This window comes from Streptomyces sp. NPDC054047 (assembly GCF_055585065.1).
The window spans coordinates 122,211-144,502 of sequence record NZ_JBVJKV010000015.1; the positions used below are offsets into that span (position 1 = coordinate 122,211).

22 protein-coding genes and 1 tRNA gene are annotated in these 22,292 nt (G+C 70.0%); 15 read left to right on the forward strand and 8 right to left on the reverse strand.

The genetic code is table 11. From position 1 onward, the window contains the following. The first annotated feature begins 11 nt into the window (after positions 1–11). Entirely contained in the window at positions 12–404 is a 393-nt protein-coding gene (locus ACZ6ZP_RS38785; RefSeq protein ID WP_351170299.1) for a winged helix-turn-helix transcriptional regulator, read from the forward strand. Positions 405–440: 36 nt separating this feature from the next. Here ACZ6ZP_RS38785 and ACZ6ZP_RS38790 read toward each other — a convergent pair whose 3' ends face one another. The 5 genes from ACZ6ZP_RS38790 to ACZ6ZP_RS38810 form a co-directional block, all read right to left on the reverse strand. Continuing rightward, a complete protein-coding gene (locus ACZ6ZP_RS38790) occupies positions 441–1,523 on the reverse strand; it encodes a 2-oxoacid:ferredoxin oxidoreductase subunit beta (protein WP_469410292.1) in 1,083 nt (360 codons plus the stop codon). Beyond that, positions 1,516–3,447, reverse strand: coding sequence for a 2-oxoacid:acceptor oxidoreductase subunit alpha (locus ACZ6ZP_RS38795; RefSeq protein ID WP_351170305.1), 1,932 nt, complete (start codon positions 3,445–3,447; stop codon positions 1,516–1,518). Before ACZ6ZP_RS38795 ends, ACZ6ZP_RS38790 begins: the two co-directional genes overlap by 8 nt. A 313-nt stretch (positions 3,448–3,760) precedes the next feature. Continuing rightward, the gene (locus ACZ6ZP_RS38800) at positions 3,761–4,420 is read right to left on the reverse strand and encodes a response regulator transcription factor (protein ID WP_351170452.1); all 660 of its coding nucleotides are present in this window, start codon (positions 4,418–4,420) and stop codon (positions 3,761–3,763) included. A gap of 263 nt (positions 4,421–4,683) precedes the next feature. Next, entirely contained in the window at positions 4,684–6,039 is a 1,356-nt protein-coding gene (locus ACZ6ZP_RS38805; RefSeq protein WP_351170308.1) for a sensor histidine kinase, read from the reverse strand. Positions 6,040–6,241: 202 nt separating this feature from the next. After that, positions 6,242–7,432, reverse strand: coding sequence for a sensor histidine kinase (locus tag ACZ6ZP_RS38810; protein ID WP_361468998.1), 1,191 nt, complete (start codon positions 7,430–7,432; stop codon positions 6,242–6,244). 218 nt (positions 7,433–7,650) lie between these two features. Between ACZ6ZP_RS38810 and ACZ6ZP_RS38815 the strand changes: the two genes are divergently transcribed. The 13 genes from ACZ6ZP_RS38815 (at position 7,651) to ACZ6ZP_RS38875 (ending at position 19,503) form a co-directional block, all read left to right on the forward strand. Continuing rightward, on the forward strand, positions 7,651–8,040 hold the full coding sequence (locus ACZ6ZP_RS38815) for an NADH-quinone oxidoreductase subunit A (RefSeq protein WP_351170314.1): 390 nt from the start codon (positions 7,651–7,653) through the stop codon (positions 8,038–8,040). Beyond that, entirely contained in the window at positions 8,031–8,687 is a 657-nt protein-coding gene (locus ACZ6ZP_RS38820; protein WP_351170317.1) for an NADH-quinone oxidoreductase subunit B, read from the forward strand. The genes ACZ6ZP_RS38815 and ACZ6ZP_RS38820 overlap by 10 nt, the downstream gene beginning before the upstream one ends. Next, positions 8,684–9,907: an NADH-quinone oxidoreductase subunit C gene (locus ACZ6ZP_RS38825; protein ID WP_469410293.1), complete on the forward strand. Its 1,224-nt coding sequence runs from the start codon at positions 8,684–8,686 to the stop codon at positions 9,905–9,907. Before ACZ6ZP_RS38820 ends, ACZ6ZP_RS38825 begins: the two co-directional genes overlap by 4 nt. Beyond that, the gene (locus ACZ6ZP_RS38830) at positions 9,904–10,872 is read left to right on the forward strand and encodes a complex I subunit 1/NuoH family protein (protein ID WP_351170323.1); all 969 of its coding nucleotides are present in this window, start codon (positions 9,904–9,906) and stop codon (positions 10,870–10,872) included. Before ACZ6ZP_RS38825 ends, ACZ6ZP_RS38830 begins: the two co-directional genes overlap by 4 nt. Beyond that, positions 10,872–11,447: a NuoI/complex I 23 kDa subunit family protein gene (locus tag ACZ6ZP_RS38835; protein WP_469410294.1), complete on the forward strand. Its 576-nt coding sequence runs from the start codon at positions 10,872–10,874 to the stop codon at positions 11,445–11,447. Before ACZ6ZP_RS38830 ends, ACZ6ZP_RS38835 begins: the two co-directional genes overlap by 1 nt. Then, entirely contained in the window at positions 11,444–12,115 is a 672-nt protein-coding gene (locus tag ACZ6ZP_RS38840) for an NADH-quinone oxidoreductase subunit J family protein (RefSeq protein ID WP_383820266.1), read from the forward strand. The genes ACZ6ZP_RS38835 and ACZ6ZP_RS38840 overlap by 4 nt, the downstream gene beginning before the upstream one ends. Continuing rightward, entirely contained in the window at positions 12,115–12,510 is a 396-nt protein-coding gene (nuoK, locus tag ACZ6ZP_RS38845; protein ID WP_351170332.1) for an NADH-quinone oxidoreductase subunit NuoK, read from the forward strand. Before ACZ6ZP_RS38840 ends, nuoK begins: the two co-directional genes overlap by 1 nt. Next, positions 12,507–14,501, forward strand: coding sequence for an NADH-quinone oxidoreductase subunit 5 family protein (locus ACZ6ZP_RS38850; RefSeq protein ID WP_469410295.1), 1,995 nt, complete (start codon positions 12,507–12,509; stop codon positions 14,499–14,501). Before nuoK ends, ACZ6ZP_RS38850 begins: the two co-directional genes overlap by 4 nt. Before the next feature lie 6 nt (positions 14,502–14,507). Next, positions 14,508–16,106, forward strand: a complete 1,599-nt coding sequence (locus ACZ6ZP_RS38855; protein ID WP_469410296.1) for an NADH-quinone oxidoreductase subunit M — start codon at positions 14,508–14,510, stop codon at positions 16,104–16,106. Continuing rightward, positions 16,103–17,641, forward strand: coding sequence for an NADH-quinone oxidoreductase subunit N (locus ACZ6ZP_RS38860; protein WP_399980278.1), 1,539 nt, complete (start codon positions 16,103–16,105; stop codon positions 17,639–17,641). The genes ACZ6ZP_RS38855 and ACZ6ZP_RS38860 overlap by 4 nt, the downstream gene beginning before the upstream one ends. A 185-nt stretch (positions 17,642–17,826) precedes the next feature. Continuing rightward, on the forward strand, positions 17,827–18,690 hold the full coding sequence (htpX, locus tag ACZ6ZP_RS38865; protein ID WP_351170344.1) for a zinc metalloprotease HtpX: 864 nt from the start codon (positions 17,827–17,829) through the stop codon (positions 18,688–18,690). After that, on the forward strand, positions 18,687–19,079 hold the full coding sequence (locus tag ACZ6ZP_RS38870) for a YccF domain-containing protein (protein ID WP_351170347.1): 393 nt from the start codon (positions 18,687–18,689) through the stop codon (positions 19,077–19,079). Before htpX ends, ACZ6ZP_RS38870 begins: the two co-directional genes overlap by 4 nt. A gap of 157 nt (positions 19,080–19,236) precedes the next feature. Continuing rightward, entirely contained in the window at positions 19,237–19,503 is a 267-nt protein-coding gene (locus tag ACZ6ZP_RS38875) for a GlsB/YeaQ/YmgE family stress response membrane protein (RefSeq protein ID WP_190084388.1), read from the forward strand. A 105-nt stretch (positions 19,504–19,608) separates the two neighbouring features. Here ACZ6ZP_RS38875 and ACZ6ZP_RS38880 read toward each other — a convergent pair whose 3' ends face one another. Further along, positions 19,609–20,097 carry a YajQ family cyclic di-GMP-binding protein gene (locus ACZ6ZP_RS38880; RefSeq protein ID WP_351170350.1) on the reverse strand — a complete coding sequence of 163 codons (489 nt, stop codon included), beginning with the start codon at positions 20,095–20,097 and terminating at the stop codon, positions 19,609–19,611. A 201-nt stretch (positions 20,098–20,298) separates the two neighbouring features. Here ACZ6ZP_RS38880 and ACZ6ZP_RS38885 point away from each other — a divergent pair. Next, a tRNA-Tyr gene (locus ACZ6ZP_RS38885) sits at positions 20,299–20,380 on the forward strand. 177 nt (positions 20,381–20,557) lie between these two features. Here the strand turns inward: ACZ6ZP_RS38885 and ACZ6ZP_RS38890 are convergent. Then, the gene (locus ACZ6ZP_RS38890) at positions 20,558–21,919 is read right to left on the reverse strand and encodes a tyrosine-type recombinase/integrase (protein ID WP_469410297.1); all 1,362 of its coding nucleotides are present in this window, start codon (positions 21,917–21,919) and stop codon (positions 20,558–20,560) included. Between the two features lie 66 nt (positions 21,920–21,985). After that, positions 21,986–22,174, reverse strand: a complete 189-nt coding sequence (locus tag ACZ6ZP_RS38895) for a helix-turn-helix transcriptional regulator (protein WP_469410298.1) — start codon at positions 22,172–22,174, stop codon at positions 21,986–21,988. Positions 22,175–22,292 lie beyond the last annotated feature (118 nt).

A 22,292-nucleotide genomic window follows, 5' to 3' on the forward strand; every position in this document is an offset into this window, starting at 1 on the left:
AAGGTACTGACATGGCAGTAAGTAACTGGAACCTCGGGGACGAGGGGATGTGCCCGCAGCGCCTCGTCCTGGAACACGTCACGAGCCGCTGGGGCGTGCTCGTCCTGATCGCCCTGGACGAGCGCTCGTACCGCTTCAGTGAGCTGCGCCGGGCCCTCGGCCGGGTCAGCGAGAAGATGCTGACGCAGACCCTCCAGACCCTGGAGCGCGACGGCCTCGTGCACCGCGACGCCAAGCCGGTCATCCCGCCGCGCGTCGACTACTCGCTCACCGACCTCGGGCGCGAGGTAGGCGGGCAGGTCCGTGGCCTCGCCGAGTGGACCGAGCGGCGCCTCGCCGACGTGCAGCAAGCGCGGCAGGCGTACGACGAAGCGCGTCAGGCGTACGACGAGGCCCGGTCCTGAAGGATCAGGACCGGGCCTCGGGACGAGCCGGTCGAGCTAGCCGACGACCGTCCAGGTGTCGCCGCCCGCGAGCAGCGCGGCCAGGTCGCCCTTGCCGTTCTGCTCGATGGCGGTGTCGAGCTGGTCGGACATCAGCGTGTCGTAGACCGGGCGCTCGATGCTGCGGAAGACGCCGATCGGGGTGTGGTGCAGGGTGTCGGGGTCCGCGAGCCGCGACAGCGCGAAGGCCAGCGTCGGCGAGGTCGAGTGCGCGTCGTGGACCAGAATCTGCGACTCGGTCTCAGGCGTGACCGGGACGACTTTGAGGTCGCCGGTGGCCGGGTCGCGCACCACGCCCTTGCCGCCGTCCGCCCCGAAGCGGATGGGCTGCCCGTGTTCGAGGCGGATGACGGCTTCCTCGGCCTGCTGCTTGTCCTTGAGGACCTCGAAGGCGCCGTCGTTGAAGATGTTGCAGTTCTGGTAGATCTCCACCAGGGCGGTGCCGGGGTGTTCGGCGGCCTCGCGCAGCACCGAGGTGAGGTGCTTGCGGTCGGAGTCCACGGTGCGGGCCACGAAGCTCGCCTCCGCGCCGATCGCGAGGGAGACCGGGTTGAAGGGCGCGTCCAGCGAGCCCATCGGCGTCGACTTGGTGATCTTGCCGACCTCGGAGGTCGGGGAGTACTGGCCCTTGGTGAGTCCGTAGATGCGGTTGTTGAAGAGCAGGATCTTCAGGTTCACGTTGCGGCGCAGGGCGTGGATGAGGTGGTTGCCGCCGATGGAGAGCGCGTCGCCGTCGCCGGTGACCACCCAGACGCTCAGATCCCGCCGGGACGAGGCGAGTCCGGTGGCGATGGCGGGGGCGCGGCCGTGGATGGAGTGCATCCCGTAGGTGTTCATGTAGTACGGGAAGCGGCTGGAGCAGCCGATGCCCGAGACAAAGACGATGTTCTCCTTGGCCAGGCCGAGTTCGGGCATGAAGCCCTGCACGGCCGCCAGGACCGCGTAGTCACCGCAGCCGGGGCACCAACGCACCTCCTGGTCGGACTTGAAGTCCTTCATGGACTGCTTGGCCTCGGCCTTGGGCACCAGCGAAAGCGCTTCGATCGTGCTCCCGGTGCCTTCGGTCTTCGTGTCAGCCATTGATGGCCTCCTTGAGAGCCGTGGCGAGCTGCTCGGCCTTGAACGGCATTCCATTGACCTGGTTGTACGAGACCGCGTCCACGAGGTACTTGGCGCGGAGGAGCGTGGCGAGCTGCCCGAGGTTCATCTCGGGAATCACCACCTTGTCGTAACGCTTCAGGACCTCGCCCAGATTCCGCGGGAAGGGGTTGAGGTGGCGCAGATGGGCCTGCGCGACGCTCTCGCCGACCGCCCGCAGCCGGCGCACCGCCGCGGTGATGGGGCCGTAGGTCGAACCCCAGCCCAGGACCAGGAGCTTGGCGTCGCCGGTCGCGTCGTCGACCTCCAGGTCGGGGACCTGGATGCCGTCGATCTTGGCCTGGCGGGTGCGGACCATGAAGTCGTGGTTGGCGGGGTCGTAGGAGATGTTGCCGGTGCCGTCCTGCTTCTCGATGCCGCCGATGCGGTGTTCGAGACCCGGCGTTCCGGGGATCGCCCACGGGCGGGCCAGCGTCTGCGGGTCGCGTTTGTAGGGCCAGAACACCTCGGTGCCGTCGTCCTCGGTGTGGTTGGTCCCCGAGGCGAACTGCACGCGCAGGTCCGGGAGTTCGTCGGTGTCCGGGATGCGCCAGGGCTCGGAGCCGTTGGCCAGGTAGCCGTCGGACAGCAGGAAGACGGGCGTGCGGTAGGTGACCGCGATGCGGGCCGCCTCGATCGCCGCGTCGAAGCAGTCGGCCGGCGTCATCGGCGCCACGATCGGCACCGGTGCCTCGCCGTTGCGCCCGAACATCGCCTGGAGCAGGTCCGCCTGCTCGGTCTTGGTCGGCAGACCGGTCGAGGGTCCGCCGCGCTGGATGTCCACCACCAGCAGCGGCAGCTCCAGCGACACCGCGAGCCCGATGGTCTCCGACTTCAGCGCCACTCCCGGCCCCGAGGTCGTCGTCACCGCGAGCGAGCCGCCGAAGGCCGCGCCCAGCGCGGCGCCGATCCCCGCGATCTCGTCCTCGGCCTGGAAGGTGCGCACACCGAAGTTCTTGTGCTTGGACAGCTCGTGCAGGATGTCGGAGGCCGGAGTGATGGGGTACGAGCCCAGATACAGCGGCAGATCCGCCTGCCGGCCCGCGGCGATCAGTCCGTACGACAGGGCCAGGTTCCCCGAGATGTTGCGGTACGTGCCGGTCGGGAAGGCCGAGGCGGCGGGGGCGACCTCGTACGAGACCGCGAAGTCCTCGGTCGTCTCGCCGAAGTTCCAGCCCGCGTGGAAGGCGGCGATGTTCGCCTCCGCGATCTCCGGCTTCTTGGCGAACTTCGTGCGCAGGAACTTCTCGGTGCCCTCCGTCGGGCGGTGATACATCCACGAGAGCAGCCCCAGCGCGAACATGTTCTTGCTGCGGCCCGCGTCCTTGCGCGAGAGGTCGAACTCCTTGAGCGCCTCGACGGTGAGCGTCGTCAGCGGCACCGGATGGACGCTGTAGCCGTCCAGTGAGCCGTCCTCCAGCGGCGAGACGTCGTAGCCGACCTTCTGCATCGCCCGTTTGGAGAACTCGTCCGTGTTGACGATGATCTCCGCGCCGCGCGGCACATCGGCGATGTTCGCCTTCAGCGCGGCCGGGTTCATCGCCACCAGAACGTTCGGCGCGTCACCCGGCGTGAGGATGTCGTGATCGGCGAAGTGCAGCTGAAAGGAGGAGACGCCCGGCAGGGTCCCGGCAGGAGCACGGATCTCGGCGGGGAAGTTCGGCAGAGTCGAGAGGTCGTTCCCGAAGGACGCCGTCTCCGAAGTGAAACGGTCACCGGTGAGCTGCATACCGTCACCGGAGTCACCCGCGAAGCGGATGATCACCCGGTCCAGACGGCGTACATCCTTCTCACCAGCAGGCTTGCGCTGTTCTCCGACGACTGCCCCATCGGCCTGCTCGGCTGGGCTACTGACCTGGCTGGTCACTGAACTGGACCTCCCTCGGGCGGCTGAGCGGGAAGGGCCGGGCGAGCGACCTCCCCAAGGCCCACCCTACGTCGGTAAGGGTCGCCTACCTGTGGTAGATCGCATGACGGACGCGCTTTTGAGACGCAACGATGCCCCGATTTGTCACGGTGTGCCTCGCCCCCCGGCCCGTCATGGAAGACGCCCCCACTCATCCTTTGGTTCTAGGACTGTTCTCCGTACTCGTGCTGATGCTCGTGCTCGTGCTCGTGCTGGTGCGATCGTGGCGCGATCGCCTCTACGGACACTCAATAGCTGACGAAGTGTCAGATTGCTAGGAGTTCAGATAGGTGAGAACCGCCAACACGCGCCGGTGATCCCCGTCGCTCTGGGAAAGCCCCAGCTTCAGGAAGATGTTGCTGACGTGCTTCTCGACGGCACCGTCGCTCACCACCAGTTGCCGGGCGACCGCGGAGTTCGTCCGCCCCTCGGCCATCAGACCGAGTACCTCGCGTTCGCGCGGTGTAAGCCCCGCGAGGACGTCCTGCTTGCGGCTGCGGCCGAGCAGCTGCGCCACGACCTCCGGGTCGAGCGCGGTGCCGCCCTGCGCGACACGCACCACCGCGTCCACGAACTCGCGCACCTCGGCGACGCGGTCCTTGAGCAGATAACCGACGCCACGGCTCGATCCGGCGAGCAGCTCGGTGGCGTACTGCTCCTCCACGTACTGCGACAGGACGAGCACCCCGAGCCCGGGGAACTGGTGGCGCAGGTGCACAGCGGCCCGCACCCCCTCGTCCGTGTGCGTCGGCGGCATCCGCACGTCGGCGACGACCACGTCGGGCAGCGCGCCCTCCGAGGAGAGTTCGTTGATCGTCTTGATCAGCGCGTCCGCGTCGCCCACCCCCGCGACGACGTCGTGCCCGCGGTCGGTCAGCAACCGGGTCAGGCCCTCCCTCAGCAGCACTGAATCCTCGGCGATGACGACCCGCACTTTGTCCTCCACGTTCACGGCCCCCCGGCATATTCGGTTCTGGTTGTCCCCCGGCACCTCAGTATCGCGCGTACGGAGGGGCGTTACCGCGTTCGTGGACAGTTGGTGGACAGACCCCTTGTCCGCCAGAGGACGGACCCCTCGTCCGCGCCCGCGCATCTGCGGCATGGCGGAACCCACCCGATCCCCCGTGCCGCGGGGTGAACGGGTGGGTGAACGGGTGAGTGAGCGCGCGAAGATCCGCGGCCGCGCCCGCCAGGCGACTAGGCCCGCCAGGGCAGCTCGGCCGTCACCGTCGTGGGCCCGCCCACCGGCGAGTTCACGACCAGGATTCCGTCGACGGCGTCGAGCCGCTCGGCGAGCCCCGCGAGACCCGAGCCGCCGGTCACGTCCGCGCCCCCGGCCCCGTCGTCGGAGACCTGGAGCATCAGCCGGTCCTCGACCTGCCAGACGTCGACCGAACCACGCGACGCCCGCGCGTGCTTGCTGATGTTCTGCAGGAGCTCGGAGACCGTGAAGTACGCGATGCCCTCGATCGCGGCGGCGGGCCGCGCGGGCAGGTCCACCTCGACCTGGACCGGGACCGTGCACCGGGCGGCGAGCGAGGAGAGCGCCGCGTCCAGGCCGCGGTCGGTCAGGACCGCCGGGTGGATGCCCCGGGCCAGGTCGCGCAGCTCCTGGAGGGCGACCTTCACCTCGCCGTGCGCCTCGCCCACCATGCGCGCCGCGGCCTCCGGGTCCTCGGTCAGCTTCTCCTTGGCCAGACCCAGGTCCATGGCGAGCGCCACCAGACGGGCCTGCGCGCCGTCGTGCAGGTCGCGCTCGATGCGGCGCAGGTCGGCCGCCGCCGTGTCGACCACGACACCGCGGTCCGACTCCAGCTCGACGACGCGCGTCGCCAGGCTGGAGGGGCCGAGCAGCCCGACGACCATGACGCGGTCGACGGTGGTCAGGGCCCGGATGATCCAGGGGGTGGCGAGCGTGATCAGCAGGCCGGTGAGGGCGGTGACGCCGATCTCGAAGGGGTTGTCCACGTAGATGCGGTGTCCGTCGTCGCCGTAGAGCTGGATACCGTCCTGACCTGCGTAGACCGGGAAGATCCAGTGCCACAGCGGGTACGTGAGCATCGCCCAGCCGTACGTCCAGAAGATCACCGACACGGTGAAGGAGAAGACCGCCCACGGCATGTGGAGCACGGAGTAGAGGACGTGCCGCCAAGAGACGCCGCTCTTGAGCACGGCCCCCATCCACCCCGTCGGGCCGCCGCTCTTGGGCCGCAGCGGCTCCGGGTCCGCCACCTCCACGTCGAGCAGCGCCCGCGCCCGCACCCGCTCCAGCGAGCCGATGCCGCGGCAGGCGGCGAGCCCGGCGGCGAGCACCGGGATGCCGATGAACGTGATCAGCAGGCCGGCGCCGAGCGACAGCATCGTGACCGCGAACACGAACGTGACCAGGCTGATCGGCAGGCTCAGCAGCACATAGCCGAATTCCTTCCAGGCGCGGGCCTCGATCGGCGCGCGAAGACCGGCGGGGAGACGCCGCCGCCGCTCGTCGAGGTCGGACCCCCGGAACTCCGAACGCTCCATGTGCCCGTACTCCTGTCCGTACTCCGTGGCCATCGGTGTCGTCCGTTTCTGCTCGGTCTGCTCGGGCCGCTCGGCCGTTGTATCTCCAGAGTGTCGGCCGCGGCTGATCGGGACCATGCGGTGCGTAGGTGTCTTCGACCGGGGGTTTTCCCTACCTCGCGTGTCGGCCTGCGTGTCGGCCCGCGTGTCGGCCCGCGTGCCGGCCCGTGTGTCACGCCGCGCGTCGCCCAGCCCGTCATGCCTGGGCGGCGCGGTCGCGGTCCCGCCACGGCAGCTCCGCCGTGATCGTCGTGGGACCGCCCTGCGGAGACTCGATCACGAACAGGCCGTCGACCGCGCCCAGCCGGTCCGCGAGCCCCGCCATGCCCGTGCCCCCGTCCAGGCTCGCGCCGCCCCGGCCGTCGTCCCCCACCTGGATGAGCAGCCGCTGATCGGCACGCCACACGTCCACGGACGCCGAGCGCGCCCCGCTGTGCTTGCTGACGTTCTGCAGCAGCTCGGAGACGGTGAAGTACGCGATGCCCTCGATCGCGGCGGCCGGGCGGTGCGGAAGATCCGCCGTCACCTTCACCGGGACCGTGCACCGGGCGGCGAGCGAGGAGAGCGCCGCGTCCAGGCCGCGGTCGGTCAGGACCGCCGGGTGGATGCCGCGGGCGAGATCGCGCAGCTCCTGGAGGGCGAGCTTCACCTCGCCGTGCGCCTCGTCGACCATCGCCGCCACCGTGTCGTCGGCCTGGCCCTCCAGGAGCTTCTCCTTGGCCAGACCGAGCCCCATGGCGAGCGCCACCAGGCGGGCCTGTGCCCCGTCGTGCAGGTCGCGCTCGATGCGGCGCAGGTCGGCCGCCGCCGTGTCGACCACGACTCCGCGGTCCGACTCCAACTCGACGATGCGCCGCTCCAGTTCGTCGGAGGGCGAGAGCAGGCCGCGCACCATCGCGCGGTCGGCGTTGGTCAGGCCGCGCACGAGGTAGGGGAGCACGGGCCAGAGCACGAAGAGCCCGACCAGGGTGACGGCGAACGTCAGCACGCCCCAGGGCAGCCGCATGAACGAGTACAGCATCGTGCGCCAGCCGACCGGATCCTTCAGGCTCGACCACAGCCAGCTGAAGAAGCCGTGGCCGCGCTGCTTCGGCATCGGGCTCGGTTCGTCGATCCGCAGCCCGAGCAGCTTGCGCGCGCGGGCCCGCTCCGCCCTGCCGAGCAGCCGCGCGCCGAGCAGCGCGCCCGCGAGCAGCGGCAGGCCGACGACCGTCACGGCGAGGGCGCCGCCGGTCGCGAGCGTCGCGACCACGTAGACGAAACCGGCCACTCCCAGCGGGAGGTTGACGAGAAGGTGCGCGATCTCCTTCCAGGTCTGCCGGTCGTATCCCGCGAAGCGCGCGGGCGGCAGCGGGGACGTGGATGAGGACATGGCGCGTGCGGTCATACGCGCTAGGGTGCACGGCTCGCCGCCGTGATGCCATGAGGAGGGCCGCCCGGAGACCCGGGGGATAACCCCACCGCCAGTGGTCCGGCACGGGCGATCAGTCCTTGCCGATGCGTGACGCTCTGCTTACCTCGTCTTTAGCAGGCCCTAGACTCCCGTGCGTACAGATCGTCGAACAGTGCTGAGTGTCAGAGGCGGTCAGGGAGTGAGGGGCTGACGTGCACGTGACGAACGTCGCGGCGAGCTACTACCAGTCGTACTCCGTCGTCGGACTGCTCGCCGTCGTCGGCGTGCTGTTCGTCGCCGTCGCCTTCGGCGCGGGGCGGCTGCTGCGGCCCGTCGTGCCGACACCCGAGAAGCTCCTGACGTACGAGTGCGGCGTCGACCCGGTCGGCGACGGCTGGGCGCACACCCAGGTCCGCTACTACGTCTACGCGTTCCTCTATGTCATCTTCGCCGTCGACTCGATCTTCCTCTTTCCATGGGCGACGGTCTTCGCCGCGCCCGGCTACGGTGCGACGACGCTGGTGGAGATGTTCGTCTTCCTCGGCTTCCTGACCGTGGGCCTGCTGTACGCATACAAGAAGGGCGTCCTCACATGGACGTGACCCCCGCTTCCGCCTCCTCCGCTGCCGCCTCGGTGGACCTGCCGGCGCCGGTGCTGCGTGCCGAGCCCCAGAAGCTCGGCGTGCTGTCCCGTCTCGCGCCCGAGCCGATGAAGGTGGTCCTCAACTGGGGCCGCCGGTACTCGCTGTGGGTCTTCAACTTCGGCCTCGCCTGTTGCGCCATCGAGTTCATCGCGGCCTCCATGGCCCGGCACGACTTCATCCGGCTCGGCGTGATCCCGTTCGCGCCGGGGCCGCGCCAGGCCGACCTGATGGTCGTCTCCGGCACGGTCACGGACAAGATGGCCCCGGCCGTGAAGCGCCTGTACGAGCAGATGCCCGAGCCCAAGTACGTCATCTCCTTCGGCGCCTGCTCCAACTGCGGCGGCCCGTACTGGGATTCGTACGCGGTGACCAAGGGCGTCGACCAGATCATTCCGGTCGATGTGTACGTACCCGGCTGCCCGCCCCGTCCCGAAGCGCTGCTCCAGGGCATCCTCAAGCTCCAGGAGAAGATCGCGCGGGAGTCGCTGGCCGAGCGGTACGGCAACGCCAGCGGCAGCCGTCCCTCGACGGCGGCTCTCCAGAGCGGACTCGTGAAGCCGCCGGCGCCGGCGTCCGGGGCCGCGGCGGGGGAGGGGAAGGCATGACCGGCTGGCTGCCGAGCCCCGTCGATGAGCTCTTCGGCGCGGAGGTGACGGCGGACGAGTCGTACGACCTCCTGACGGTCGACGTCCCGCCCGGCTCGTGGATCGCGGCGCTCGAAACCGCGCGCACGACCCTGGCCTGCACCTACTTCGACTGGCTGAGCGCCGTCGACGAACCGGGCACGGGCTTTCTCGTCTCGGCCCACGTCGTCGCCCTCTCTCCGGTACGTCGCCTCCTCATCCGTACGACCGTTCCGCACGACGCCCCGGTCCTGCCGACCGCGATCGACGTCTACGCGGGCGCGGCGTGGCACGAGCGCGAGACGCACGAGATGTTCGGCGTCGCCTTCGAAGGCCACCCGAACCTGGTGCCGCTGCTGCTCCCGGAGACCTTCGAGGGGCACCCGCTGCGCAAGGACTTCGTCCTGGCGGCCCGGGTCGCGAAGGCGTGGCCCGGCGCGAAGGAGCCGGGGGAGTCGGAGCACGGCGGCCCCAAGCGCCGCCAGATGCTGCCTCCCGGCGTGCCCGACCCGAACGAATGGGGCCCCCTGAAGGGCCAGCTCCCCGCGGCCCCGGCCCGCCCGGCCCGCGGCGCCGCCCGCGCGGCAGGCGACCGCCCGGCCCGCCGGACCCGCACGGCGGGCGAGGGCTCGGCCGGCCAGAGGCCTGCCGGCCCAACGACCGAGGGCACCCAGCCGGAGGCACCGGCTCCGCGCCGCTCCCGCAGTGTGAGCCAGGGCTCGGCCTCGCAGCAGGTGACGGCAGAGCCTGCGGCGGCAGGGCCCGCGGCGGCAGGGGAGACGCGGCCGGAGGCGAAGCCCGGGGGCGCTCTGGCACCCGAGGCGAAGCCTGAGGCCGCTACGGCACCTGAGGCCGCTCCGGTACCTGAGGTCGCTCCGGTACCTGAGGCGAAGCCTGAGGCTGCTCTGGCACCTGAGGTCGCTCCGGTACCTGAGGCTGCTCCGGTACCCGAGACCGCTCCGGCACCCGAGGCGAAGCCCGAGGCCGCTCCGGCACCCGTAGCCGCCCCGCCCGAGCCGAAGCGTGCGAGGCCCGCGGCCGGTTCCGATGCGCCCTGGCACCAGGCCCGCCCGGCGTTCGAGGAAACCGAGAAGCCCGCTCCGGACGCCCCCGAGCAGCCCGCCGACACCCCCGCCGACCCCCCTGTCGACCCCCCGGCCGACAGCCCCGAAGACAACGACCGCCCAGGAGGCACGGAGTGACCGACGCGCTCGACGTCGCCCTGCGTCTCCTCATCGTCTTCGCCGTCTTCCTCGTCCTGCCCCTGGTCGTCGGCCAGACCGAGCACAAGGTGATGGCCCACATGCAGGGCCGCCTCGGCCCCATGCACGCGGGCGGCTTCCACGGCTGGGCCCAGCTCGTCGCCGACGGAGTCAAGTTCGCGCAGAAGGAAGACGTCGTGCCGGCCGATGCCGACCGCCGCATCTTCCAGCTCGCCCCCGCCGTCGCCCTGCTGCCCTATCTCCTCGTCCTGGTCGCCATCCCCATCGGCCCCAGCGAAGGCGCCGTCGGCCAACTCGTCGACGCGGGCATCTTCTTCGTCCTCGCGGTCATGGGCGTGGGCGTACTCGGCTCGCTCATGGCGGGCTGGGCCAGCGCCAACAAGTTCTCCCTCCTGGGCGGCCTGCGCACCGCCGCCCAGCTCCTGGCGTACGAACTCCCGATGCTGCTAGCCGCGGCATCGGTGGCGATGGCGGCCGGCACGGTCTCGCTGCCCGGCATCCTCAACGCCTTCGAGTGGTGGTGGCTGCCCTGGCAGATCGTCGGCGCCCTCGTCTTCTTCGTCGCGGGCCTCGCCGAACTCCAGCGCCCGCCCTTCGACATGCCGGTCGCCGACTCGGAGATCATCTTCGGCGCGTACACCGAGTACACGGGCCTGCGCTTCGCCCTCTTCCTCCTCGCCGAGTACGCCGGAATCGTCGTCCTCTGCGGCCTCACCACCGTCCTTTTCCTCGGCGGCTGGCACGGCCCCTGGGGAGCCGACGGCCTCGGCTGGGTCTGGACCCTCCTGAAGACGGGTGTGCTCGCCTTCCTCGTGATCTGGCTGCGCGTCAGCTACCCCCGTCTCCGCGAGGACCAGCTCCAGAAGCTCTCCTGGACCCTCCTCGTCCCGCTCGCCCTCGCGCAGATCGCGCTCACCGGAATCGTGAAGGTGGCGATCAACTGATGCCTCCGATCCCCGGGTCCGGCCTGGCCAAGGGCCTCGCCGTCACCCTCCGCACGATGACGAAGAAGACCGTCACCGAGCAGTACCCGGAGCACCAGCCCGATCTCCCGCCCCGCACCCGGGGCGTCATCGGGCTCTTCGAGGAGAACTGCACGGTCTGCATGCTCTGCGCCCGGGAGTGCCCGGACTGGTGCATCTACATCGACTCCCACAAGGAGACGGTCCCGGCGGCCGTCGAGGGCGGCCGCGAGCGCAGCCGCAACGTCCTCGACCGCTTCGCCATCGACTTCTCCCTCTGCATGTACTGCGGCATCTGCATCGAGGTCTGCCCCTTCGACGCGCTGTTCTGGTCCCCGGAGTTCGAGTACGCCGAGACCGACATCCACGAACTCACCCACGAGCGCGACAAGCTCCGCGACTGGATGTGGACGGTTCCCGCCCCGCCGGCCCTGGACCCCGCGGCCGAGGACCCCAAGGAGATCGCCACCGCCCGCAAGGCGGCGGAGAAGCTGGCCGCGGCCCAGGAAGCCAAAGCCCAGGAAGCCGAAGCCGCCGGACCGGAGGGATCCGCGTGAACCTCCTCGCAGCCCACGCCCCTCTGGCGGCCAACGCCCCTCTGGCAGCCGACGCCCCCCAGGGCTTCCTCTCCCCGACCGGCGTGGAGATCGCCTTCCTGCTGGTCGGCCTCGTCACCCTCGGCTCGGCGATCGTCACCGTCACCACCAAGCAGCTGGTGCACGCCGCCCTGTGGCTGGTGGCGACGCTCGGCGGCCTGGCCGTCGAGTACCTCCTGCTCACCGCCGAGTTCATCGCCTGGGTGCAGGTCCTGATCTATGTCGGCTCCGTCGTCGTACTCCTCCTCTTCGGTCTGATGCTCACCCGCGCTCCCATCGGCCGCTCCCCGGACGCCGATTCGGGCAACCGCCCGGTGGCGCTCGCGGTGGCCGTCCTCGCCGCGGCCTCCCTGGTCTGGGTGGTCGTCGACGCGTTCCGCACCGAATGGATCGACCTCGACCGCGCCGCCGACGAGGCCCAGGGCTCCACCGCCGTGACCGGCGAGTTCCTCTTCAAGCACTGGGTGCTGCCCTTCGAGGCCCTCTCGGTCCTGCTCCTCGCCGCCCTGGTCGGCGCGATCGTCCTCTCCCGCAGGAACGCCCGCATGACCCGCCTGAACGACGCCCCCGGCGACACCCGAACGACCGGTGCCCGCAGCGACGCCCCCAGCGACAAGGAGCAGCGCTGATGCACCTCGCCTATCCCGCCGTCCTGGCCGTCCTCCTCTTCTGCGTAGGCCTGTACGGAGTGCTCGCCCGCCGCAACGCGATCCTGGTCCTGATGTCCGTCGAGCTGATGCTCAACGCCGTCAACCTCAACCTGGTCGCCTTCGACGTCTGGCTCCGCGACGCCCTCCACTCCGGCCAGGCCCTGACCCTCTTCACCATCGCCATCGCCGCGGCGGAGATCGGCATCGGCCTCGCGATCGTCCTGGCGGTCTACCGCAACCGCGGCTCCTCCGCCGTCGACGAACTCCGCGACACCGCCGAGGGCCCCGACGACGACACCGAGGCCGCCGAGGCCGCCGAGGACACAGCCGGCGAAGAGCCCGCCCCGGCACAGAAGGCTGAGGCCACCGCGTGACCACGACCACCCTCGCCGTACTCGTCCCCCTCCTGCCGTTCCTCGGCGCGGTCGCCGGCCTGCTGCTCGGCCGCACCGCCCCGGGTCTCGTACGCCCCCTCGCCGTGCTGCCCACCCTGGCGGCGCTGGTCATCGCCGTCCTGGTCGCGGCCCGCCACGGCGGCGGCACCGACATCGACTCCGCCACCGAGCTCACCCCGACCGGCTCGGTCCCCATCGAGCTCGCCCTGCACATCGACGGCTTCGCCGCCCTGGTCGCCGTCCTGGTCGGCGTCGTCGCCTCCTGTGTGCAGATCTACTCGACGGGCTACCTGCGCGACGACCCGCGCTACCCCTCGTACGCCGCTCTCGTCTCCCTCTTCACCTCCGCGATGCTGCTCGTCGTCTACTCCGGCGACCTGATGGTGCTCCTGGTCGGCTGGGAGATCATGGGCATCTGCTCGTACTTCCTCGTCGGTCACTACTGGGAGACGCCCGAAGCCCGCGCCGCCTCCCTCAAGGCCTTCCTGGTCACCAAGCTCGGCGACGTCCCCTTCCTGATCGGCCTGTTCGCGCTCGCCGTCGACGCCGGGTCGTTCCGCATCACGACGATCCTCGCGAAGGTCGCGGACGGCGGCCTGGACCACCCGACGCTGATCGCCCTGCTGCTCCTGGCCGGTGTAGCGGGCAAGTCCGCGCAGTTCCCGCTGCACACCTGGCTGCCCGACGCGATGGCGGGCCCCACGCCCGTCTCCGCGCTCATCCACGCCGCGACGATGGTCGCCGCCGGTGTCTACTTCGTGGCCCGGCTCCTCCCCGTCTTCGCCGCATCGGCGGCAGCCCTGGTCGTCCTCGCCGTCATGGCCGCCGTCACGATGGCCGGATCGGCCCTCGCGGCGCTCGCCCAGGACGACATCAAGCGCGTCCTCGCCTACTCGACGATCGGCCAGCTCGGCTATCTGACCGGCGCACTCGCCGTCGGTGACCGCGGCGCCGCCGTCTTCCACCTCCTCTCGCACGGCGCCTTCAAGGCGCTGCTCTTCCTCGGCGCGGGCGTGATCATCCACGCCGCCGGCACCAACTCCCTCGCCGCGATGTCCCGCATGAAGGGCCTGCGCGACCGGGTCCCCGACGCCTTCTGGACGATGACCGTGGCGCTCCTCGCGCTCGCCGCGATCCCGCCGTTCAGCGGCTTCTTCTCCAAGGAAGCCGTCCTGGGCGCCGCCGAGCACGCCGCCACCGGACACTCCGAGACCGCCCCCACCGCGGCGGGCTGGATCGTCCTGGTCGCCGGTCTCCTGACCGCCCTCCTCACCGCCGCCTACGCGACGCGTCTGTGGCTGCTCGCCTTCAACGGCCGGGGCCCCGATGCCCCCGACCACGGCCGCCAGCCCGTCACGATGACCGCCGTGCTGTGGGTGCTCGCCGTCCCGTCACTCGCCTTCGGCCTCACCGTCGGCGCCCTGCCGGACTGGTTCGACGGCCACTCGCTCACCCCGACCCTCACCACCTCCGTCCTGGGCACGGGACTCGCCCTGGTCGGCGGGCTCGTCACGTACGGGGCATGGCGCCACACCACGGCGCTCGCCGTCCGCCACCCCATGGGCGCGGTCGCCGTCGACTCGGGAGCCGACGGAGGCCTGGTCGAAGCCGAGGCCATCGCCTCGCACGAACCCGCCTACGGAGACGTGGCCGCCGCCCACGACCCGGCCGACCCCGGCCGCCTCCTGCTCGGCCCGCTGCACCGGCACGCCGCCGTCGGCTTCCACCTCGACGCCGTCTACGCCGCCCTGTTCGTGCGCCCCGTCCAGGCCGCCGCGAGCCTCGTCCGGTTCCTGGACCGCGAGGTCGTCGAGACGTACGTACGCGGCGCGGGCACCGCACCCCGCTGGCTCGGCGCGGCCGTCCGCCGCGCGCAGACCGGCAATGTGCAGACCTACCTGAGCGCGCTGCTCGCAGGCACCGTCGTCCTGGCTGTCGCCGCCGTCCTCGTCGCCACCGCCGGAGCGTGAGCAGCCGTGATCGATATCAGTGAATCCGTGATGCAGCTTCTTCTGGCGTTGATCGTGGTCGGCCCGCTCATCGGCGCCGTGGCCGCCCTGCTCCCGGCCCCGCCCGGACTGAAGGGGAAGTCGCCCGACCAGGCGGTACTGCGCCACGGCGTGATCGTCACCGGCGTCATCCTCATCGCCGCGATCGCCCTGGCGCTCGGCTTCGACCATGACCACCCGTCAAAGATGCAGGCCACGACCGATATCAGCTGGATTCCCGCACTCGACGTGCGCATCCACCTCGGCATCGACGGCATCTCGCTCCCCCTCCTGGTCCTGACCGCGCTGCTGACCTTCCTCTGCGCGCTGTACTCCTACTTCAAAATGCCGTCGGGCCCGTCTCCCAAGGCATTCGTCGCGCTGATCCTCGTGCTCGAGTCCGGCACCCTCGCGACCTTCGCCGTCCTCGATCTGCTGCTGTTCTTCCTGGCGTTCGAGATGGTCCTCATCCCGATGTACTTCCTCATCGCACGCTGGGGCGGTGCCCAACGCACGCAGGCCGCCTGGAAGTTCATCCTCTACACGCTGCTCGGCTCCGTCGTGATGCTGCTCGGTCTCCTCCTCATCGGCCTCAAGTCCGGCACATTCGACATGGTGGCACTCGCCACTGACAACGGCCGGGGCCTGACCACATCCGTGCAGGTCATCGCCGTTCTGGCGATCGGGATCGGGCTCGCGGTCAAGACGCCGATGTGGCCGCTGCACAGCTGGCTGCCGGACGCCCACACCGCCGCGCCCACCGTCGGTTCGGTCCTGCTGGCCGGCGTGCTGCTGAAGATGGGCACGTACGGATTCGTCCGGATCCTGCTGCCGATCACGCCGGACGGGATGCGGACCTTCGCGCCGTACCTCGCGGCCTTCGCGGTCGTCGGGATCATCTACGGTTCGCTCGCCTGCCTCGCCCTCGCCAAGCCGGGCGCGAAGGGCGACCTCAAGCGCCTCATCGCGTACTCGTCCGTGGGCCACATGGGCTTCGTGCTGCTCGGCATCTCGACGATGAGCCCGACCGGCGTGAACGGCGCGCTGTTCGCCAACATCGCGCACGGCCTCATCGCCGGCCTGCTGTTCTTCCTCGTCGGCGCGCTCAAGGACCGCACCGGCACCAGCGACCTCGACACCCTCGCCCAGGAATCGGGCGCCGCGCTCTACGGCAAGGCCCCCCGCCTCGGCGGCCTCCTCGCCTTCGGCGCCGTCGCCTCGCTCGGCCTGCCGGGCCTGGCCGGGTTCTGGGGCGAAATGCTCGCCCTGTTCGGCGCGTTCAAGCCCGCCGACGACCTCAGCCGCCCCGCCTTCCTCACCTTCATGGCGATCGCCGCCTTCGGCACCCTGCTCACCGCCGCGTACATGCTCATCGTCGTACGCCGCGTCTGCATGGGGCCGGTGGCTCAGGGGCCCCAGGGCGCCGCCGCGACCGAAACCTCGGCGCTCGCCGACGTCCAGGGCTACGAGTTCGCCGCCTGGACCCCGCTCGTCGCCCTCACCGTCCTCGCCGGACTCTGGCCCGCCGCTCTGCTCGGCCTCACCGACCCGGCCGTGCAGCAGCTCCTCTCAGGAGGCAAGTCGTGACCGTGGCCGCCGAAAGCGCCGCCGGCGTCGTCCAGTCCGTCGACTGGCTCGCGATCGCTCCGCCCACCATCGCGGCGGTCGTCGGTCTCCTCGTGCTCGTCGCCGACCTCTTCGTGGGCGACAACAAGAAGGCGCTGCTCGGCTGGATCTCCGTGGCCGGGCTCGCCGCCGCCGGGCTCTCCCTGCTGCCGATCCGAGACGACGACCGGTCGACGTTCTGCCTGACCGGCGGCGCGGAGTCCTGCAGCTACACCGCCGACCGCTTCACGCTCGTCATCCAACTGCTCGTCATCGGCGGCGCCCTGCTGGCCGCGCTGCTCTCGATGACCGCGCTCAAGGACGCGAACGGCACGGAGAAGGAACTCCCCGAAGGGGAGTTCTGGTTCCTGCTGCTCTCCTCCGCCGCGGGCGCCGCGCTGCTGCCCGCCTCGCGCGACCTGGCGACCCTGATCGTCGCCCTCGAAGTCGCCTCACTGCCCGCCTTCGCGCTCGTCGGCCTGCGCCACGGCGACAAGCGGTCCTCCGAAGCGGCCCTGAAGTTCTTCCTCTCCTCCGTCACCGCCACCGCCGTGACGCTGATGGGCGTCAGCTTCGTGTACGCCGCGACCGGCACCCTGCACCTCACGGAGATCGCCGCCGAGCTCCGGCACGTCGACGGGCAGCTGGACACGCTCGCCCAGACCGGCGTCGCCCTCACTCTCGTCGGCTTCGCCTTCAAGGTGGCCGCCGTGCCCTTCCACTTCTGGGTGCCCGACACCTACGTGGGTGCGCCGCTGCCGGTCGCCGCGTACCTCTCCGTCGTCGGCAAGGCGGTCGGCTTCACCGGCCTGATCCTCGTCACCGTCGTCGCCTTCCCCTCGTACGCGGACGTGTGGGGCCCGGCCCTTGCCGTGCTCGCCGCCCTCACCATGACCGCGGGCAACGTGGCGGCACTGCGCCAGCAGGCCACGCGCGCGTACAGCGCGGTACGCCTGCTCGCCTGGTCCTCGGTCGGCCAGGCGGGATACCTCCTGGTGCCGATCGCGGCGGCCGGATACGCCGACAACGCCGCGGAGGCGGAGAAGGCCATCGGCTCCACCGTCGCGTACGCCCTGATGTACGCGGCCGTGAACCTCGGAGCCTTCGCCGTCGCCGCCCTCGTCGGCCGCACCCAGCGCCTGAACCGCGTCAGCGACTACCGCGGCCTGTACGCCAGGAGCCCCCTCGCGGCCCTGGTGCTCGGCTTCTTCCTGCTCTGCCTCGCGGGCCTGCCGCCGGGCATCATCGGCCTCTTCGCGAAGGTCACCGTCTTCTCGGCGGCGGTCGACGCGGGCCTGGGCTGGCTCGCCGTGGTGATGGCCGTGAACGTCGTGATCGCCCTCTTCTACTACCTCCAGTGGACCGCGCTGCTGTTCCGCGCCCCCGAGGGCGAGCCGGTCAAGCACCGCGTCCCGGCCCCCCTCACGGCGGCCATCGCCCTGACCGCGGTCCTCGGCATCGCGCTCTCCGGAGCGCCGCAACTCGTCCTGAGGTTCTCCGACACCGCCCTGTTCTGACGGGCCTCGTCCCCGCAGGGCCGCTCGGGCATCACCCGAGCGGCCCACATCGCACCGGCGCCGCTCCTGCGCGCACAAGGGAACTAGTGCTCCCCGCCTGGCGTTGACCAGTACGGGAGGGTCCACTGAAGAGTGGAAGCACCAGCAGACAGAGGGTTCCCCCACGCACCACAGGAGGGCGTACCGTGCACCGCCGGCACAACGGGCTGAAGACCGCCGTACTCCTCGGGGGACTGTCCGCTCTCATCCTCGTCATCGGCAGTTTCTTCGGACGTACGGGCCTGATCGTCGCGCTCTTCGTGGCGCTCGGCACCAATGCGTACGCGTACTGGAACAGCGACAAGCTCGCCCTGCGCGCCATGCGCGCGCGCCCGGTGAGCGAATTCGAGGCCCCCGAGCTGTACCGCATGGTCCGCGAGCTCTCCACCCAGGCCCGCCAGCCCATGCCCCGTCTCTACATCTCGCCCACCGAGGCGCCGAACGCGTTCGCGACGGGCCGCAATCCGCGCAACGCGGCGGTGTGCTGCACCGACGGCATCCTGCGGCTCCTGGACGAGCGCGAGCTGCGCGGCGTCATCGGCCACGAGCTCAGTCACGTCTACAACCGCGACATCCTGATCTCGTCGGTCGCCGGCGCACTCGCCTCGGTGATCATGTTCCTGGTCAACTTCGCCTGGCTGATCCCGATCGGCAGATCGAACGACAACGAAGGCCCCGGCATCTTCGGCATGCTCCTGATCATGCTCCTGGGCCCGCTGGCCGCCTCCGTGATCCAACTCGCGATCAGCCGCTCCAGGGAGTACGAGGCCGACGCGTCCGGCGCACAGCTGACGGGGGACCCCCTGGCCCTCGCCAGCGCCCTGCGTAAGCTCGACGCGGGCACCAAGCAGCTTCCGCTGCCGCCCGAGCCACGCATCGAGACGGCGAGTCACATGATGATTGCGAACCCTTTCCGTCCGGGGCAGGGCATGTCCAAGATGTTTTCCACGCATCCGCCGATGGCGGAGCGCATTGCCCGGCTCGAGCAGATGGCAGGTCGCCACCAGTGAAGACAATCCTGAACGTCATATGGCTCGTCCTGTGCGGCTTCTGGATGTTCCTCGGCTATCTCCTGGCCGGGGTGATCCTGTGCATCACGATCATCGGCATCCCGTTCGGGTTCGCCAGCTTCCGGATCGGCCGCTATGCCCTGTGGCCCTTCGGCTACACGACAGTTGAGCGCCGCGACGCGGGCGCGCCGTCCTGCATCGTGAACGTCCTGTGGCTGATCCTCGCGGGCTGGTGGCTCGCGCTCGGCCACATCGTCACGGGCTTCCTCCTGTGCGTCACGATCATCGGCATCCCGCTGGGCATCGCCAACTTCAAGCTGATCCCGGTGTCGTTGATGCCGCTCGGCCGCGAAATCGTGCGCACGGACCAGCCGTTCGCACAGCGCTGACGCGAGCACACGCGCCCGACCGCACGCCCCCGAACACACGCCCCGGAGCCCGGGCCGAGGCTGTGGCATACGCCGCACCTGGCCGATCACCGCAACCGCGCCCCTCCTTGGTGACGTCCTTCAGGACAACAGCACGACAGAGGGGCAGGTTCACCGCATGGGCATCATCAGCTGGATCGTTCTTGGGCTGCTCGCCGGTGTCGTGGCCAAGGTCCTGCTGCCCGGCCGCGACCCGGGCGGTTTCATCGGCACGACCGTCATCGGCATCGCAGGCGCCTTCATCGGCGGCTGGCTCTCCGCCCGCTACTTCGACCGCCCGATAGCCACCGACATCTACGACGGCGCGACCTGGGCCGCCGCCATCGGCGGCTCACTCGTCCTGCTGGTCGCCTACCGCATCCTCTTCGGCCACTCGCGCCGCTGAGGCCATGCGCGCCCGCTGAGGCGCCATCCCCCGATCTGCGGCCAGCAGCAAGGGCGGGCACCCGAACCGGGTGCCCGCCCTCCGCTTCGTACGCCGCGAACCGGACTACCGGTAGTTCGCGAACTGCACGTCGAAATCGAAGTCCTGCCCCTTGATCAGCGCCTGTACGGCCTGCAGGTCGTCGCGGCTCTTCGAGCTGACCCGCAGCTCGTCGCCCTGGACCTGCGCCTTGACGCCCTTGGGGCCCTCATCGCGGATGATCTTGGCAACCTTCTTCGCGTTCTCCTGGGAGATGCCCTCTTCGATCGAGGCGAAGATCTTGTACTCCTTGCCGGACAACTGCGGCTCGCCCGCGTCCAGCGACTTCAGGGAGATGCCGCGCTTGATCAGCTTGGACTGGAAGATGTCGAGGATCGCCTTGACCCGCTCCTCGCCGTTCGCCTCCATCAGGATCTTCTCGCCGGACCAGGCGATCGATGCACCCGTGCCCTTGAAGTCGTAGCGCTGCGAGATCTCCTTGGCGGCCTGGTTGAGGGCGTTGTCGACCTCCTGCCGCTCGACCTTCGAGACGATGTCGAAACTGGAGTCGGCCATGTCCTGTGGCTCCTTGTATCGGGGTCTGCGTACTCAGCTGGTGCACGGCCTTCGGTCCCTGGCCGCATCCGCAAAGCCTAGCCACCGCCCCCGCGCCGGGTACTGATCAATCGGGTGGCGAAGCACCCCTGTGCATCAGGTATCGTTTACGTCGTTGCCACGGAGCGCCGCGCTAAGCGAACGATTCCAGGCAGCGACCCAGGCGGTGTGCCCGAGCGGCCAAAGGGAGCAGACTGTAAATCTGCCGGCTCAGCCTTCCCAGGTTCGAATCCTGGCGCCGCCACACTGGGGAAAACCCCCTCCGAACTGCGGAAACGCAGCGCGGAGGGGGTTTCTTTTTATTCGAACGGCACCGTTCGGCGAGAGACCGAAATGCGAGGCTTGTCTCACCTCGTATCGGCGATATCCCAAGCCTGACCAGCGCGTATGGGGCAGCCGTGGGGCAGCCCCACGGGGGACGTCACTGCTTCAGTGCCTCCTCGATCCGGGCGTTCGCCGTGGAAGCGGCGTTGTCCAAGCACTTGGCGTAGACCCGGAACAGCACCGCGACGCTGTGGCCGGCGCGCTGCGCGACGACCTGAGGCTCCACCCCCGAACTGAGCCAAGTGGACACAGCGGCGTGACGTAGGTCATACGGACGCTTGGCCAGAGGAGACGCGAATTGCACGGATGTGAGCGCGCGTCGTCGCGCTTCCGCCCACACCTCTCCGTATCCGGTGTCCTGGATGAGGCCGCCCCGAGAGGTCCGGAAGAGCCTTCCGTCCGGCGCCGCGCCGTACGCGGTGACGTGCCATCGGAGGAGTGCCACCAGATCCGGAGGGATAGGAACCACCCGGACGGCCTTACGCGGCCGATGCTTGAGCCCTCGCCGGTCGTGTGGGGCGGACGTGTCGGTCCAGGCCGCTCCGGAGCGCGGGCGCGTCTCACGGAGCCGCAGGACTCCCCACCCGCGGCGCGGCAGGTGGCAGTCCTCCTTGCGCAGGCCGATGACTTCGGCCGGGCGGGCCGCCGCGAAGTACATGCAGCCGAAGAACGCCACCAGGTGACGGCCGCGGGAGCTCTGAACCCGGACGGCTCTGAGTAGCGCCGCAGCTTGCCGAGGACCCGGAACGCACGCGGGGTCGACCTCGTCCGCGACCTGCTCCGGGGCTTTCCATTGCACCTGCGGCAGCGGATTGTTCGGCAGGCGCTCAGCATCGACCGCGTAGCCGAGCGCATTGTGGAAGATGGCGCGCTTTCTGCGGATGGTGCTTGCGGCGGCCGTGGTGCCATCGAGCCGCTTGGTGAGGGCATTCAGGGCTGCTCGGACGTTCATCCGGTCCGAGAGAGCCGAAGTCGGCAGGGACTTCCGCTCGAACCACGCGAGGACCTGCGCCACATCGGCGGGGGGTTCCTCGTCACGGCGCTTCATGTTGAACGCCCACCCGTACAGGGCGGTCCGAACGGCCTGCGGATCGGCCATGCCCTTGGTGTCCTTCACAAGAGCGGGCGTCACGGTGGCCATCGCTTCGGCGAGGGTGCGGCGAGTGGAACCGGGGGAGTGCGGCCACTTCATGGCGATGTAGTCGAGAGCGTGCTGGTACCAAGTGACGTCGTTCCGGTCGCGCAGTTCCTTGACGGTTACGCCCGTCTCCTCGTCGAACGGCTCGCCGGCGTGCACGGCGCGCAGCAGCTCGGCTCGGCGTCCGTCGGCGAGGGTCTTGGTCTGGAAGGTCTGAGAGTGCGGGGTCTCGCCTGTCTTCCAACGCAGCTCGGCGGAAGCCTGCTTGCGGTCCTTGCGCTGCCGGACAGCCCAGATCCGAACGTCGTACGTCGTGCCCATACATGGCCTCTCAGGCGGAAGGGCCCGCCGTGTGGCGGGCCCTTCGGGTTGGCGTGGGTCGGGGACTCAGGCGGCGGCCTGCTCGCAGCGCTCCCACCAGGCGTCGAGGTCGGCGCGGCTGACGCGGAGTTGGCCGTTGGGGAGCTTGCGGAGCTTCGGCGCTTGGCCGCGGGCGCGCATGCGGTAGAAGGCGGCGCGGCTCATGTCGATCTCTTCGAGGACTTCGGGGAGCTTGAGCATCTTGGGGCGAGCCATCGTTGCAACTCCTCGTCTCTGGCCTTCTGGGAATCCGCAACATCCGCCACGCCGCAACATTGCTGGTCAGCGGCTTGAATCTGTGGCGGATGCCGGTTGTGTTGCGGATAGGTGCCGC

Bases quoted from the DNA above. Each gene is read 5' to 3' on its own strand.
- ACZ6ZP_RS38810 (WP_361468998.1), bottom strand. From the start codon at position 7,432: ATGACCGCACGCGCCATGTCCTCATCCACGTCCCCGCTGCCGCCCGCG.
- ACZ6ZP_RS38895 (WP_469410298.1), bottom strand. From the start codon at position 22,174: ATGGCTCGCCCCAAGATGCTCAAGCTCCCCGAAGTCCTCGAAGAGATC.
- nuoK (WP_351170332.1), top strand. From the start codon at position 12,115: ATGCACCTCGCCTATCCCGCCGTCCTGGCCGTCCTCCTCTTCTGCGTA.
- ACZ6ZP_RS38820 (WP_351170317.1), top strand. From the start codon at position 8,031: ATGGACGTGACCCCCGCTTCCGCCTCCTCCGCTGCCGCCTCGGTGGAC.
- ACZ6ZP_RS38890 (WP_469410297.1), bottom strand. From the start codon at position 21,919: ATGGGCACGACGTACGACGTTCGGATCTGGGCTGTCCGGCAGCGCAAG.
- ACZ6ZP_RS38875 (WP_190084388.1), top strand. From the start codon at position 19,237: ATGGGCATCATCAGCTGGATCGTTCTTGGGCTGCTCGCCGGTGTCGTG.
- ACZ6ZP_RS38790 (WP_469410292.1), bottom strand. From the start codon at position 1,523: ATGGCTGACACGAAGACCGAAGGCACCGGGAGCACGATCGAAGCGCTT.
- ACZ6ZP_RS38825 (WP_469410293.1), top strand. From the start codon at position 8,684: ATGACCGGCTGGCTGCCGAGCCCCGTCGATGAGCTCTTCGGCGCGGAG.
- ACZ6ZP_RS38785 (WP_351170299.1), top strand. From the start codon at position 12: ATGGCAGTAAGTAACTGGAACCTCGGGGACGAGGGGATGTGCCCGCAG.
- ACZ6ZP_RS38880 (WP_351170350.1), bottom strand. From the start codon at position 20,097: ATGGCCGACTCCAGTTTCGACATCGTCTCGAAGGTCGAGCGGCAGGAG.
- ACZ6ZP_RS38805 (WP_351170308.1), bottom strand. From the start codon at position 6,039: ATGGCCACGGAGTACGGACAGGAGTACGGGCACATGGAGCGTTCGGAG.
- ACZ6ZP_RS38835 (WP_469410294.1), top strand. From the start codon at position 10,872: ATGCCTCCGATCCCCGGGTCCGGCCTGGCCAAGGGCCTCGCCGTCACC.